This is a genomic window from Chryseobacterium indologenes (assembly GCF_018362995.1).
Classification (GTDB): Bacteria; Bacteroidota; Bacteroidia; order Flavobacteriales; family Weeksellaceae; genus Chryseobacterium; species Chryseobacterium indologenes_G.
On the sequence record NZ_CP074372.1, the window covers coordinates 1,147,489 to 1,162,089 of the forward strand.

The window sequence follows — 14,601 nt, forward strand, 5'->3', positions numbered from 1 at the left end:
TTTTAAGTTCTTATTTTTCCTTTTCAGCCTGCGTCAGTTCTACCCAGTGAACTATTTCTTTTATCTGTTTTTCGGAAAGTTTCGCTTCCGGATGAAGATAAGTGTAAGAAGCAAGCGGCATTTTTTTCTGCTGTATTTGATTCACAATAGATTCTAATTTATTAGTCTGTTTACGATGGCTGTAGCTCCCCCATTCATTAAAATTCAATTCTTCTTTTCCTTTTTTAATATGCTTTTCGAGATAATAACTTAAAGGCTGTATATAAGAATAAAATGGATAATGAGTAGAATTGCTGTGACAGTCATAGCAGGAATTTCTAAGAACAGACCGCACATTTTCAGGAAGTTTGTAAACCTTTGAGATATCTTTAGAAGGAACCTGCCCGTAATATTGATTACGGGCAGGCTGGATAATCTGAATAAGTAAAAAAATTAGAACAAACCCTAGCAATATGTTTTTCATGTGTCGGTTCATCTCTTTTTATTATTTTAAAATACTTTTTTTATAGATCCGCAGTTAATCATTTTCTGTCCTTCATATGGATTGATAATCTCTTCCGATTCACTGATCCAGGTTCCACCTTTTCCATTATTGTACATTGGACAGAAGTCCTGGTATAATTTTAATCCGCCAGTTCCCTTTTCTTTTATTAAATCATTAATATCATTACTCAGGGATAGCAGATGTTCTCTCTGATGAGCTATATCATCAGATTTTTCACCGATATGTTCTGCATTTTCCGCTGCACTTTCTACAATATCACGCAACTCAGAATTGTTTTTTGCATCGGTTTTACTGATATCTATTTTCTTTAATATAGAAAACAGACTTTTAGCCGCATCGGAAGCTTTTTTAGAATCATCCTGAGCCAGGGCATTTTTTAGAGGAAGGTAACCTTTGATAATTTGCTGAATCGGAAAAGCTGAAAGCTCGCCGGGTTCTTTTTTACTTTCTTCCTGGCTTTCTTTTACCTCCTGATTTGAGATTTCTGCAGGTTCAGTTTTATCCGTCGTTTTAATTTCCGGTTCTGCTTTCTTCTCAGATATTTTACTGTCGGGTTTATTACAAGAGTATAATGTTGCTCCCACAAACAGTACGGTTATTATATTTTTCATTGTTTTTTAAATAATATGGTTAAAAAAATTAATACGTTAAAGTAACACCTGCACCCCAGCCCATTTCATTATCATAGTTTCCGGAAACGGATAACCATTTTTGAAGAATATACCTCATTCCTGTTGAGAATTCACCATCAGAATTGACGCTGAAGTTTCCTCTCAGTCTTCTTGAAAGCGGAATATCCTCACGGCTTAGTTCTAACAGTACTTTTCCGTTTTGGTCTACACTTGCATCAGCTATAATCAACATCGGCAGTACATACTGCATACCTACCATGAATGCAAATTTGTTTTTGGAAGCTTTCTGCTGTCCGAACCAGGTCTTTTTCCCATGAAAATCCATACCCATATCCTCTGCCATCTGTCTTTCCATGATCTCATGATTTTTTTGAACTCTTACTCCTGCATAGGGAAGCGCCCACTGGAATTTTCCTAAAAACCGTCCTACTTTTGCACTTCCTTCAAAATGATCAAAATTCCAGTTGGAATGAAACTCATTCAGGTTAGCCCATCTTGGTCCGAACATCGTCATCGTTTCTGCATGAATCTTATTGCTTGCTACATCCAGCATCGCCATAGAACTGGTCATTTTATTATCCTGTATAAAGTTTTTCCAGGCTAATTTTCTGTTCGGAAGCTGTGGATTGGGTTTAGAGTTTTCATAACTGAAGATTCTTCCCATTCCCGCCATCATATGGTATAAGATATGGCAGTGGAAAAACCAGTCACCATCCTGATTCGCTGCAAATTCTATCGTTACGGTTTCCATTGGCATGATATCTACCACATTTTTCAATGGAGAATATTCTCCTTTTGAATTGATCAATCTGAAATCATGACCGTGAAGGTGCATCGGGTGGCGCATCATAGAATTATTATACATTTTAATTCTAAGAATTTCTCCCTTTTTTATCAGGATTTTATCTGTTTCCGTTACGGTTTTATTATCCAGCGTCCATAGATAATGGTTCATATTCCCCTCAAGTGTAAATTTCATTTCACGAATGCTGTCTGTAGGAAGAATAGTTTTTTCAGGAGATTTTAAAATATTGTAAGACAATCTTTTAATGGTTTTCTCTTCTCCCATATCCATTCCGGAGTGTTGAGAATGATCCTCTTTTTTATCTTCCTTCGTCTTTACCCCCATCATCTCATTGATATGCTTTGCTGTAGTTTTTCTTTGTTTTTCAGATAATTCCGGATACATTACTTCGTTCATATCCATCATCTGATTTCCCATCGTCATGGTCATAGGCTTCATATTTCCGCTCATTTCCATCATACCGTTCATCATTTTCATTCCTTCAAAAAGCATCAGCCTCGGAAGATTGGGAGCTTCTACCTTCTCACCTGAACCCAGCCAAAGGGAGGCGTGTCCTATTCTGTCTTCTGAAGTCGCTCTGAATTCAAAGCTTTTATTCTCCGGAATCATGACTTCAATATCATAGGTTTCTGAAACCCCAACAATCAAACGGTCAACTTCTGTCGGAACTACATCATTTCCATCATTTCCGACTACTTTTATCTTTCCACCACCGTAATTCAGCCAGAAATAGGTAGATGAACCTCCGTTGGCCACTCTTAATCTTACTTTGTCTCCAGGCTTTAGATTGGAATAATCTGAACTGGGAGTTCCATTGATCAGGAATTTATCATAATAGACATCACTTACATCCATCGCCTCCATTCTTTTCCATTCATTCAATGCTTTTGTCCCTAAATTTCCGGACTTGATGGCTTCCCAGTAACTCTGTACTGCATTTTTCTTCACAGCATACCAATCTGTATTGGCCATATGAAGTCTTCTTGCAATCTGCATCGGATCATCATCGCTCCAATCTCCCAGCAATACCGGAATCTCTGCATTATATTCTGTTTTGGGTTCACCTTCTCTTTTTTTGAAAACCAAAATTCCATTCATTCCTATCTGCTCCTGAAGTGCTTCGTGGGAATGATACCAATATGTCCCATTTTGGGAAACTCTGAATTTGTATAAGTGGGTTTCTCCGGGCGTTACAGGTTTTGTAGTAAGATATGGAACTCCGTCATGCTCATTAGGAAGAATTACTCCATGCCAGTGCAATCCTGTATTTTCCTTAAGCATATTGTGCAGGTAAATTTCGGCTGTGTCTCCTTCCGTAAAATATAAAGTCGGAGCCTGAAGTTTCCCGTTGATCGCAATTGCTCTCCTGTTTTTTCCGGTGAAATTGACAATGGTGTCTTTTACATACAGATCGTAACGAACCGTTTTCCCACCGAAAGTAATTCTTCCGTTTTCGGAGTTACGTTTTAAAACAGATTTTTCTTCTTTGGGATTTTCAGCCTGTGGATGAGAATGATCTTCTTTGTCTACCAGATCCATCCCGCATTTAGGGCATTTTCCCGGCTTATCCGAAACTACTTCAGGATGCATCGGGCATGTATAGGTAGTTTGAGCTTTAGCTGATGATACAACTTTTTTTTCTGGCTGAACAGAAGGCTTTATTACTTTTGTTTGCTCAACCTTAGTTGTTTCTTTTGCTTTATTTGCCTTATTTATTTTTGTTTCTGCAGGTTTTGCCTTGGTTTCTGTTTTAGCTGCAGGTCTCGCTTCCGGCTTTACAACGGCTGCCTTTTTAACCAGAGTCATTCCGCATTTCGGGCAGTCCCCAGGTTTTGAGGACACCACTTCAGCGTGCATCGGACAGGTATAATACGTTTTTGTATTTTGTGCGAAAGTAAAAACAGAGAATAACAGCACCAGAAACATTATCAGTTTTTTCATAATATTTCAAAGTTTTTAGAAGTTGTACAGCTTAAAGTCAATTATAACTTAAGCTATACAACTTGTTATTTTAAAGAATAATAGACTAATTATTTAATCTCTGACTTTACACTTCCGCATGAAAGCATAGACTTCCCGTAGTATGGGTTGGCAATCTGTTTTTCATCGCTCAGCCAGCTGCCGTCTGCCATTGGGCAATATTGTACATAGACTGGGTTTTCAGAAAGTTTGAACTCCTTGGTTAAAGCGATCATATTGTCTGAAAGGTTGAGAAAGGTTTCTCTTTGGGCAGTAACATTTCTTGCTTCGGAAATAACAGAAGCATCTTTTCTGAGAACATTAAGATTCCCTTCCGAAACCATTTTATAGTCAATGGTTGAAGCTGTTTTAATGAATTCTGTTGCAGCTTTTGAAGTTTTGTCAGCATCATCTGAAGCTAGTGCTGATTTGATTGCGATATAGTTCTGATACAGCTTAGAAACCTGAGCATCCTTTTTAGATTGTGCTGATAGTGAGATAACTGAGAATATAGATAAAGCTGCTGTGATGATATATTTTTTCATTGTTTTAAATTTTAGAATTAATTTTTAATAAAGAATAATGGTAACGCATCAGGAATATGCATCAGGACATGTCGCCTGTAACTGTACATGGTAATGATACAGAAAACGACAGACGGATTCTAAATTCTAAAATTACAATGATTGATATAGATTGGGACCGGCTGGTATTCAGGCGGTGCATTAATCTGGATTTGAGTAAATTTGGTGGCTGAAAAAGACTTATCAATAACAGCAAACTGATGTTTCACCGGAATTTCTGAAATCTGGCCTAAAAAGTCAATTTTAAGCAAATCTGATTTCTGGGAATCATCTACTTTTACTACTTTGATCTCTGTTTTGCAGCATCCTTTTTTGTCTTTAACGCCGCATTTAGCACAGATACCATCTGTTTTCTGGCTTACAGAAACAAATTCCTTCATGCAATAATGAATGCTAAAAGCCGCTCCGGAAGAAAACCCGAAGTAGAAAATAGAAAACAATATGGCAAGAATCTTTTTCATTGATAGGACAAAGATAAAAATATCTCTGAGACCGTTGTTATAAAATTTGGTAATGATGTTACAAAATTCGGGTAAAATAAAAAGCTTCCGAATTTCTCCAAAAGCTTTTATTTATTTTTTGAGAGATTAACACCAACCTCATCTTTTAATTTTTTACAGTTTAAATTCTAACTTCACATTGAAGAAACGTCCTGTAAGACGTACCGGAACAGGATACATATAATTGCTGTTATAGTCAGTGATCCATTGATTCGCTACTGTGTTGTTGATGTTGAATGCGTTGAAAACCTGAACTCCTAATGTCAGCTCCTCAAAATTACCCCAGAATCCTGATCTTTTATTTTTCTCTTTCGGATCAATGAATACTTTTGTCAATCCCAAATCTACTCTTTTATAAGAAGGAAGCGTCTGCTGATAATTATAAGCTGCATTAAAATCCGGCTGCCCGTTACTGTTGAATAGTACAGGAGCACCTGTCGGTAATCCCATAGCATATACTAAAGTAAGGTTCACCCGCATAGACGGGAAGCTTGGCATATAATCCTGATAAAACATCGCAAATCTTAATCTCTGATCTGTAGGTCTTGGAATATCACCTTTTCCATCAATATTTTCGTATACTCTGGCATAACTCGCAGACAACCATGAATCTACACCAGGTACAAACTCACCAAATAATCTTGTATCAATACCATACGCATATCCTTTGGAATTATTCTGCCCGGAATAACGGATTCTCACATTATCCATATAATACGGAATCAGATTATCCATTTTCTTATAGTAAAGCTCTGTCGTAAGCTTAAATGGTCTGTCATACATCTGGAACTCATAATCATTGGCAAGAATCACCTGAATAGAGCGCTGTGACTTTATATTGGAGTTAAAATTACCATCCAAATCTTTAATCTCTTTATAGAAAGGAGACTGATAGTAGATTCCTCCTGAAATTTTGAACAACATATCGCTGTCCCAATCAGGTTTTATCGCAAACTGAGCTCTTGGAGAGAATATCGTTTCTTTATTGAAGCTCCAATTCGCAACACGTACTCCGGCATTTACAAACACTTTACTGGCTCCCCAGTAGAATTTTTGTGAATATTGTGCATATGCTGAAACTCTTGTAGGTTCAATATTATTCTGTCCTGCAATATAATATGCCAGTTTAAGGTCACCGGTAGTTCCTGTTCTTGGATCAATAATTTCCGGTCTTGGAAGGCTGTATCCTGCGGAGTCTACCAATTTCCATTCATTGGTAAGATCTTTCAGGTTTTCTTTCTCATATTTAAATCCAACTTCAAAGTCGGTGTTTACATTAGGAGAAAATTTGGCTCTGAACTGTGTTCCGTATGTTCTTACAAATAAGTCATTTCTTGCATGCTCTATCTGTCCGCCAACATCGAAAGAAGTCACAGGCTGCTGTGTTACCGGATCAAACGTCTGAAGCTCATATGCTGACTGAATGGTATAATATTCTCTTTCTCTGTTCTGATACGCAAAAGCATCCAAAGTAAGCTTCCATTTGTCAGCCGGCTTATAATTCATGGAGAATGTCCCCATCATATTTTTATACTGGTCGTTTTCTTTCCCAGCATATCCTATATTTACAGTGATAGGCTGCTGAAGACTTCCGAAAGTAACACTTTTTGCCTTAGGAATCATCTCGTAATCATTCTTGGAATAATATCCGATAAATGACATGGAGAATTTATCACTGACATGATAATTCAGATAAGACTGGAAATCCCAATACGTCGGGTTAAAGTCCGTATCTTCCTTCAAGGTATTAAGAACAAGATTGGTGTTTCTGTATCTTCCCGAAAATAAGGCTGTAAATTTTTTATTTTTTGAAGCCAGACCTGTTGTCAGTCTACCTCCAATTAAACTGGCCTCTCCTGAAACTTCAAATTTTTCAGGTTCACGGTAATAGATATTTAAAGCAGAAGACATTTTATCACCATACTTGGCTTCAAACCCTCCTGCAGAGAAATTGACCGCAGAAACCATATCCGGATTGATGATACTCATCCCCTCCTGTTGTGAGTTTCTGATCAGGAAAGGTCTGTAGATCTCAATATCATTGATGTAGATAAGATTTTCATCATAGTTTCCACCACGAACCATATATTGGGAAGACAGCTCGGTATTGGAGTTTACGGAAGGAAGTGTCTTAAGCAATCCTTCAATTCCACCGTTGATAGAAGCTACAGATTTTGCTTCTTTTGCTGAAATTCTCACATTGGTAAGGTCGTTTGTTCTTCCTGTTGCTTTTTTCTGGAAGACAACTTCCTCTATATCGGTTACTCTAGTGGTCGCTGTATCCTTTTTTCTTTGTTGGGAGAAAATCAGAAACGGGACCATAAGGCTTAGCGGTAAAACTAGTTTTTTCAAAAGAAATGTTTTAGAATTTCTAAAATTAATGTTTTTTTAACAATTACAAAATCGATTCTCTAATTCTTGTCAATTTTTGTAACAAATCTTCTAATAAATCTAACCTTAGCATGTTGGCACCATCAGATAAAGCGGTTTCCGGTGTAGGATGTGTTTCGATGAAAATTCCGTCTGCTCCTACTGCAATTCCTGCTTTAGCAACAGTTTCAATAAGATCCGGTCTTCCACCTGTAACCCCTGAATTCTGGTTAGGCTGCTGTAAAGAGTGTGTAACATCTAAAATAACCGGAGCATATTCTCTCATGGTAGGAATTCCTCTGTAATCCACGATAAGATCTGTATATCCGAAAGAATTTCCTCTTTCAATAATCGCTACTTTCTGGTTGTCAGAATCTGTTACTTTCTGAACGGCAAACTTCATTGCTTCCGGTGAAAGGAACTGTCCTTTTTTAAGGGTAACACATTTTCCTGTTTTCGCAGCTGCGATTAATAAATCAGTCTGACGAACAAGGAATGCCGGAATCTGCAGAACGTCTACATATTGTGCTGCCAGCGCTGCATGCTCATTTTCATGAATATCTGTTGTTGTAGGAATATTAAAGGTCTCTCCCACCTTTTTAAGGATTTCAAGGGATCTTTCTTCACCAATGGTTGTGAAAGAGTCTACACGGCTTCTGTTAGCCTTTTTGAAACTTCCTTTGAAAATATATGGAATATTATATTTATCTGTGATATTGATTACTTTTTCAGCAATTCTCAATGCCATATCTTCCCCTTCAATAATACAAGGTCCGGCAATAAGGAAAAAGTTTTTTGAATCTTTGTGCGAAATATTATCTAAATACTGAATCATTTTGTTGTAATTAAAAAGTTCAGTAAAAATACTGAGAAAGTTTCACAAATGGAAATTATTTGGTTGCTTTAACAGGCTATGGTTGCAATAGTTTTTAACTCATTTAGATTTTTGATTATTAATTAATAGATGCTTCGACAGGCTCAGCATGACAACTCTAATACTAGCTGTTTTTATTAACGTGTCCTTACAATAGACATATGGTAATCAAAAGAATATTGAATTTCCGGTTTTTGAATTGACAGATGCTTCGACAGGCTCAGCATGACAACTCTAATACTAACTGTTTTTATTAACATGTCCTTACAATAGACAATATGGTAATCAAAAGAATCTTGAATTTCCGGTTTTGAATTGACAGATGCTTCGACAGGCTCAGCATGACAGTCCTAATACTAGCTGTTTTTATTAACGTATACCTTACAATAGACAATATGTTAATCAAAAGATCTTGAATTTCGGGTTATGAATTGACAGATGCTTCGACAGGCTCAGCATGACAAATCTAATACTAGCTGTTTTATTAATGTGAAAATTATAATAAAACAGTATAAATAATCAATGTACAAACACGGCAAGGCCACATCACATTAGCGTCATTTTTTAGTGATGTCATGCTGAGCCTGTCGAAGCATCCGCAATAATTTATTTAGAATTTCTTCAGAATTTTCTCAAAAGTATTTGCATTCCTGCTGGTCAACTGATCTTTAAGACTTTTCTTTCCCAAAACCTTCCCAAAGGTAGAATCCAATGTATTCCCTTTCGGGACCTGCCAGTAAAATATATCATTGATAATCTCGGCCTTTTCTCCTTTTGCCTGGGCAGCTTTTTGAAACTCCTCCATCAAAACTTTTTCCACGCCCGGAATTCCTACAAAACTATAAATATGGAAGTTTTCATTCTTCTCAAAAGGAATACTCTTCCAGAAAACTTCTGTCTCTGCCTGAGATTTTACAAACAGAAAAGCTTCATAAGAAAAATGTTCTGACATTGCTTTTTCAAGGACGGTCTTTAGCTCTTCTACACTTTTATCTGAAGAAAACACAATATTTCCAGAAGCCAATATTGAGCTCACCTCTTTCATGCCGGCATCTTTAAAAACCTGGCAGACATCAGCCATTTTCATATTGGTTCCTTTTACGTTGACACCGCGGAGAAAAGCACAGTATTTCATTTTTTCAGGGATTAGGGATTAGATACTAGGTTGTGAGTTTGAGGGTTTGAGGGTTTGAGAGTAAAAAGTTATAAGGACTCCTTATTTTTTAATCTTTAAATGCTTAAATATTTCAATCTTTTAATCAACCCTAATGTACAAATTATAGTCTGTTCCGGAAGGTTTCAGGTTGTAAATTTTTTCTAAAATCTTATTATCACTTTTCAGATGATCTTTCACTCTGAATTCCTTCAAAAGTCTATAATGGGTTTGATAATAGAATGAATTCGCATTGTTTCCTTCGTATAAATTTTGGTAAGAAAGAAGATATTTCGGTTTTCTTGTTTTTACAGTATTGATCCAATAGTTTACTTTATCCTTTTTAATCTCTTCCTGAATCTGTTTATCAACCAATCCAACCTCATCAATTGTTTTTAATCCTGAAAAGTAAGGTACATAACCCGCCGGTTCCAGTAAGATCCATTGATTTTTATCTTTTTCATATTGATTTAAAAACGTTCCGATTGTTCTGCGGTAGTTCCACTCTCCGTTTCCTGTTGCAATACAGTGAACAGTCTGGAAGACAAGCATCGGGAAAATATAAAATACAACAAGTAATGACAGCCATAGGTTTCTCTTCTCTTTCTGCTCTAATACAAAAATAAGAACCGGAACAAAAAGTAAAAGCTGCGGCACCCAGTAATACCAGTCGAACAAGCTCTTTTGAGAAATAAAAATCATTTGTTTTACCCATCCGAAAATAAAGATCATCCATAAGAAATAATTTCTCTGTTCTCTTTGTCTGATCAGATAAATAAAGCAAAGCAGTTCAAAGATCAACACCACAACTGTAATCGGATTAAAATCTCCCGGAAGTTTCAGCATTCCCCAAAAGTTTCCAAAACTCTTAAAAAAGTAGCCAATATGCTGCTGGATCGTAAAGTTCTCACTGTAAAGAAGCTTTTTGGCTGTAATGGTATTATTAACCAACTCACCAAAATAAAACCAATTGAAAGCAACCGTTGATAAAACACCCAGAATGCCTCCAAAAATATAATTCCATCTGATTTTTCTGTTCCAGAATATATCTACAAGAAATACAATTCCCAGGAATATCACGGTATCGATTCTTGTAAACATGATTAATACCGGAAGAAGTGTCAATACCCATTTTTTTCCTTTATGGAAGCCATAATACAGCAATGCCATCTCGAGGAAAAACAGGATTCCGTATTCCATTCCGAGGATTGATATTTTAATGGCTGGTGGTAAAATACCGATCAAAAATATAAAGATTGCTTTATTCCACGGGTTTTTAAGAACCAAATGGGAAAGCAGTAAAGTTCCTATCGTAAACAGTATGGAATTAAAAATCAAAAGAGGTTCAATAAAGTCTTCTTTTCCAAAAACAAGATTGAAAATATATGATACAAACACATAAAGATGAGTGGTAGATGCAGAGATTTTAGTATCTCCGTTGAAGCCAATTACACCGTAATCCAAAAGATTCTGGGCTACTCTCCAGGTAATAAATGCATCTTCCTGGATGTAGTGCGTCAATAAAAAAAGTAGTTTAAAAAGAACCGTAACAATTACGGCATAGATTGGGAATTTGCTATTTTGTGTTTCAGCCATTATGTATTTTTACTTTCACAAATATAGCCTTAATATTCAGGAATCCCAATAATAAAAAAACGGGACCGAAGTCCCGTTTTAAGTATTTTATTTAGTTGCTTTGATAATCGCAGTAGTAATCTGATTTTCTTTTTCTTTTGAATAAGTAGAATCGTAAGGTTCCATGACATCAAATAAATACTGATAGAATGGCGTGATCTGCTGTACATTTTCAGACTCTTTCATCGCCTTCTCTTTGCCCATTTCCTGAAGATCTTTTACAAATACATTGAACTTCTTATCAATAGGCTCAATAGATTTTACAAGATAAGCATATGCTTTTTCTTTCTGTCCGATCTTAGTGTAAGCATCCGTTACAGCAGCTACTACAAGAGAATATTCCATAGGTTTTGTTCTCATTTGTCTTCTCAGGTAACTTTGATCTGCTTTGGAAAGACTTAAATAATAATCGTATTCTTCAAAGATTCCTTTTTTAAGCACTTCAGCAATCTGAAGACCTTTCTGCTCCTGCCCTGCAATGATATATCCTGATACAATTGAGCTTAATGAACGAGGGTCGTTATATTTCTCAGCAGGAATTTCTTTGGCTGCAAGATCCAGAATTTCTAAAGCTTTAGCTTTTTGTCCGCTCAATGCAAGTGCTGCTGCAGCTCTGCTCGCTGACATTCTGTAACTGATGATATTGGAAGTAGCCGTTTCATCAAAGTGAGCATTTAAGTTTTTGAAGTTCCCCCATCTGAAGTTTTTCACCACATTATAAAGAGAATTCGCATCTACTCTTCCCATATCTCCATCAGCCGTCGGAGGCGTTTGGATAGGGATTAATCTGTAACTGAATCCGTCAAACTGAAGGTAATCGTTAAGATAGAAAATATTTTCACTGTCATAGATACCTCCTGATGAGAAGTTGATCGGACGTTTCCAGTCGAAGTTCGCTAAAAGATCCATCAAAATCAGGTTGTTCTTATACAATGTATTTCCTTTGTAAGTAATCATAATCTGATTGGCTACATTCGGAAGATCTTCTTTGTTGATGATTCCTGCTTTTAAAGCATTTTCTTTATTGACAGGAAGAATGAATTTGTTTACCGGAAGGATATTGTATTTTTCAAATTTCTCTTCCCCAAAGTACATTTTCAATAATTCGTCTTTTTCAGGAGATTTGAATTTAATGAATTCAATTGCTTGTTTCAATGTTAAAGAATCCTGAGTAAGATACTTTCTGAAAGACTGAAATTCTGTTTCCGGTGCTCCCTGTTCTTTCAACATAGAGAAAACACCTTCCCAATCTTCTTTCTTCATCATATAGATCTGGTCATTTACACCATCTCTGTAATCTTCATGAGTCAACTGGCTAGGGATTCCCATAGCGTTGTAAGTTCTTCTCTTGATCTGATCAAGGTTCCAGGGCGTTGAAGCAAGGGTAAAGTTTACTACCTTCACATCATCTCTGAATCTTTCTGTTTCCTGAATGGCCCAAACTGGATACGTATCATTATCTCCGTAAACGAAAAGGATATCGTTTTTCGGTAATGATTTTAAAACTGAATATGCATAATCGTAAGCGGTATATCTGTTGCTTCTGTCATGAACATTGTAGTTCTGAAAGCCCATCATGAAAGGCACACCTAATAAAACCACTCCTAGAGCAATGTTAGCTCCGTTTGATTTTATTTTAGACTGCAGGAACCATAGAATTGCTCCTGCTCCCATACCAATCCAGATTGCAAATGCGTAGAATGAACCTACCATTGCATAATCTCTTTCTCTTGGCTCAAAAGGTTTTACCCCTGTATAGAAAATAATCCCTACACTTGTTAATATAAATAATGATAACAGTGCATAGAATCTTCCGAAGTCCCTGTTTAACTGGAAAAAGAATCCAATAAGACCTAAAATCAACGGAAGGAAGAAGAATTTTACCGTACTTTCATTTTTGAATTTAGCAGGCAGCTTATCCTGGTTTCCTACGTTTACATTATCTATAAAAGGAATTCCGGAAATCCAGTTTCCTTTTGTGCTTTCCATGTTTCCTTCAAGATCGTTCTGTCTTCCTACGTAGTTCCACATCAGGTATCTTACAAAGTAGTATCCGTTCTGGAAAGAAATGAAATACTCCATATTTTGAAGGAATGAAGGCTTCTGAACATTGATAAGGTTATAAGGTTTTACTTTCAGATAATCTGCAGCAGTGATTGATTTGTCTTCATATTTTGCTCTCAGCTCGTCAAAAATCTGCTTAGCCTGTGGGTTATCTGCCACGTCTTCATTTCCATAATTGAATGTAAAATCAGGAGCTCCATACATTGAAATATAGTTAGCCATTACATCTTTATCCTCATTAAACATTCTCGGCATTAAGCTTACCTGAGATTTGTTGAAAACATAATTGAAACGGTCTCCTGTCTTTCTGTATGTTCCGGTTTTCTCATCTTTTTCATAGATCTCACCGGTTTTTTGTGTCTTAAAGCTTCCGTCTTCATTCTTTTCAATTCCGTTAGCATCAAGGAATGCTGTATAGTTCTGTCCGTAGATCGTAGGCCAGTCACCATACTGCTCTCTGTTATAATAATCCAGCATACCAATTGCAGTATCAGGATCATTAAGGTTCATTGGCGGATTAGCATTTGCTCTGATAGGAATAACCATCCAGCAAGAGAATCCGATCATCATGAAAACCACAGATAATGCAGCAGTCTGGTAGATGTTTTTCTTTGCTTTTCTTGCATATTTGATTAAGAAATAGCAGATCGCTACCATTAAAACAAAAGCGGCAATTGTTCCGGAGTGGAAAGGAAGTCCAAGACCATTCACAAAGAAAATCTCAAGTCTTCCGAACATTGTCATAATCAAAGGGAAGATAATTTTGAAAACAATAATCAAAATCCCCAGTGTAATAAGGTTGGCCCAGATAAAGTTTTTCCAGGTAAACTTATAGTTTCTTGCATAATATACCAGACATACTGCAGGAATTGCCAGCATACCCATCATATGCACCCCTACAGAAAGTCCTAAAACGAAGAAAATAAGAATAATCCATCTTTCACTGTCTCCCGCTTTGTACTCATTCTCCCATTTGGTGATTAACCAGACCAAAAGCGCGATAAACATAGAAGCCATAGAGTAAACCTCTCCTTCTACTGCAGAGAACCAGAATGTATCTGAGAAGGTAAAGCAAAGTGCTCCTACTGCTCCTGCAAATAAAATAGAGATTTCCTGATGTTTTGTAATTTCTTCAAAATCTTTGTTCAGAAGTCTTCTCACAAAATGTGTGATCGTCCAGAACAAAAATAAAATAGTCAGCGCACTGAACAATGCAGACATCGCGTTGATCACGATGGAATAATTTTCGCCTTTCCCTAATGCAAAAATGGCTGCCACGGCACCCACTATCTGGAATAAAGCTGCTCCGGGAGCGTGCGTTACTTCAAGTTTTACTGCAGAAGAAATGTACTCGCCACAATCCCAAAAACTGAAATTGGGTTCTATGGTGGACAAGTACGTGAAAAACGCAATGACGAAAATCACCCATCCTAAAACGGTGTTCCATTGCCTAAAAGTCCAATTTTTCATAGTATTAAATCAATTATGCGAAAATAAGGCTTTTATCTTATTTTATGCGG

10 protein-coding genes are annotated in these 14,601 nt (G+C 36.7%); all 10 read right to left on the reverse strand.

Features of this window, described 5'->3' with window-relative positions; translation table 11 throughout:
• Window positions 1–10: 10 nt before the first annotated feature.
• On the reverse strand, window positions 11–463 hold the full coding sequence (locus DYR29_RS05155; protein WP_249413619.1) for a heme-binding domain-containing protein: 453 nt from the start codon (window positions 461–463) through the stop codon (window positions 11–13).
• 26 nt (window positions 464–489) lie between these two features.
• The gene (locus DYR29_RS05160) at window positions 490–1,116 is read right to left on the reverse strand and encodes a DUF3347 domain-containing protein (protein WP_213279590.1); all 627 of its coding nucleotides are present in this window, start codon (window positions 1,114–1,116) and stop codon (window positions 490–492) included.
• Between the two features lie 28 nt (window positions 1,117–1,144).
• Entirely contained in the window at window positions 1,145–3,883 is a 2,739-nt protein-coding gene (locus DYR29_RS05165) for a multicopper oxidase domain-containing protein (protein ID WP_249413620.1), read from the reverse strand.
• An 89-nt stretch (window positions 3,884–3,972) separates the two neighbouring features.
• On the reverse strand, window positions 3,973–4,446 hold the full coding sequence (locus DYR29_RS05170; RefSeq protein ID WP_047423157.1) for a DUF3347 domain-containing protein: 474 nt from the start codon (window positions 4,444–4,446) through the stop codon (window positions 3,973–3,975).
• A gap of 119 nt (window positions 4,447–4,565) precedes the next feature.
• On the reverse strand, window positions 4,566–4,946 hold the full coding sequence (locus tag DYR29_RS05175) for an HYC_CC_PP family protein (protein ID WP_249413621.1): 381 nt from the start codon (window positions 4,944–4,946) through the stop codon (window positions 4,566–4,568).
• A 153-nt stretch (window positions 4,947–5,099) separates the two neighbouring features.
• Window positions 5,100–7,337 carry a TonB-dependent receptor plug domain-containing protein gene (locus tag DYR29_RS05180; protein WP_213279591.1) on the reverse strand — a complete coding sequence of 746 codons (2,238 nt, stop codon included), beginning with the start codon at window positions 7,335–7,337 and terminating at the stop codon, window positions 5,100–5,102.
• A 43-nt stretch (window positions 7,338–7,380) separates the two neighbouring features.
• Window positions 7,381–8,190 (reverse strand): 3-deoxy-8-phosphooctulonate synthase, encoded by an 810-nt coding sequence (gene kdsA / locus DYR29_RS05185; protein WP_213279592.1) that lies wholly within the window; start codon window positions 8,188–8,190, stop codon window positions 7,381–7,383.
• A gap of 649 nt (window positions 8,191–8,839) precedes the next feature.
• Window positions 8,840–9,364 carry a DUF1697 domain-containing protein gene (locus DYR29_RS05190; protein WP_213279593.1) on the reverse strand — a complete coding sequence of 175 codons (525 nt, stop codon included), beginning with the start codon at window positions 9,362–9,364 and terminating at the stop codon, window positions 8,840–8,842.
• Window positions 9,365–9,484: 120 nt separating this feature from the next.
• Window positions 9,485–10,978 carry a hypothetical protein gene (locus DYR29_RS05195; RefSeq protein ID WP_213279594.1) on the reverse strand — a complete coding sequence of 498 codons (1,494 nt, stop codon included), beginning with the start codon at window positions 10,976–10,978 and terminating at the stop codon, window positions 9,485–9,487.
• 87 nt (window positions 10,979–11,065) lie between these two features.
• Complete coding sequence (locus tag DYR29_RS05200; protein WP_213279595.1) at window positions 11,066–14,551, reverse strand: glycosyltransferase family 117 protein; 3,486 nt, start codon at window positions 14,549–14,551, stop codon at window positions 11,066–11,068.
• Window positions 14,552–14,601 lie beyond the last annotated feature (50 nt).

Bases quoted from the DNA above. Each gene is read 5' to 3' on its own strand.
- DYR29_RS05190 (WP_213279593.1), bottom strand. From the start codon at position 9,364: ATGAAATACTGTGCTTTTCTCCGCGGTGTCAACGTAAAAGGAACCAAT.
- DYR29_RS05165 (WP_249413620.1), bottom strand. From the start codon at position 3,883: ATGAAAAAACTGATAATGTTTCTGGTGCTGTTATTCTCTGTTTTTACT.
- DYR29_RS05155 (WP_249413619.1), bottom strand. From the start codon at position 463: ATGAAAAACATATTGCTAGGGTTTGTTCTAATTTTTTTACTTATTCAG.
- kdsA (WP_213279592.1), bottom strand. From the start codon at position 8,190: ATGATTCAGTATTTAGATAATATTTCGCACAAAGATTCAAAAAACTTT.
- DYR29_RS05175 (WP_249413621.1), bottom strand. From the start codon at position 4,946: ATGAAAAAGATTCTTGCCATATTGTTTTCTATTTTCTACTTCGGGTTT.
- DYR29_RS05160 (WP_213279590.1), bottom strand. From the start codon at position 1,116: ATGAAAAATATAATAACCGTACTGTTTGTGGGAGCAACATTATACTCT.
- DYR29_RS05170 (WP_047423157.1), bottom strand. From the start codon at position 4,446: ATGAAAAAATATATCATCACAGCAGCTTTATCTATATTCTCAGTTATC.
- DYR29_RS05200 (WP_213279595.1), bottom strand. From the start codon at position 14,551: ATGAAAAATTGGACTTTTAGGCAATGGAACACCGTTTTAGGATGGGTG.
- DYR29_RS05195 (WP_213279594.1), bottom strand. From the start codon at position 10,978: ATGGCTGAAACACAAAATAGCAAATTCCCAATCTATGCCGTAATTGTT.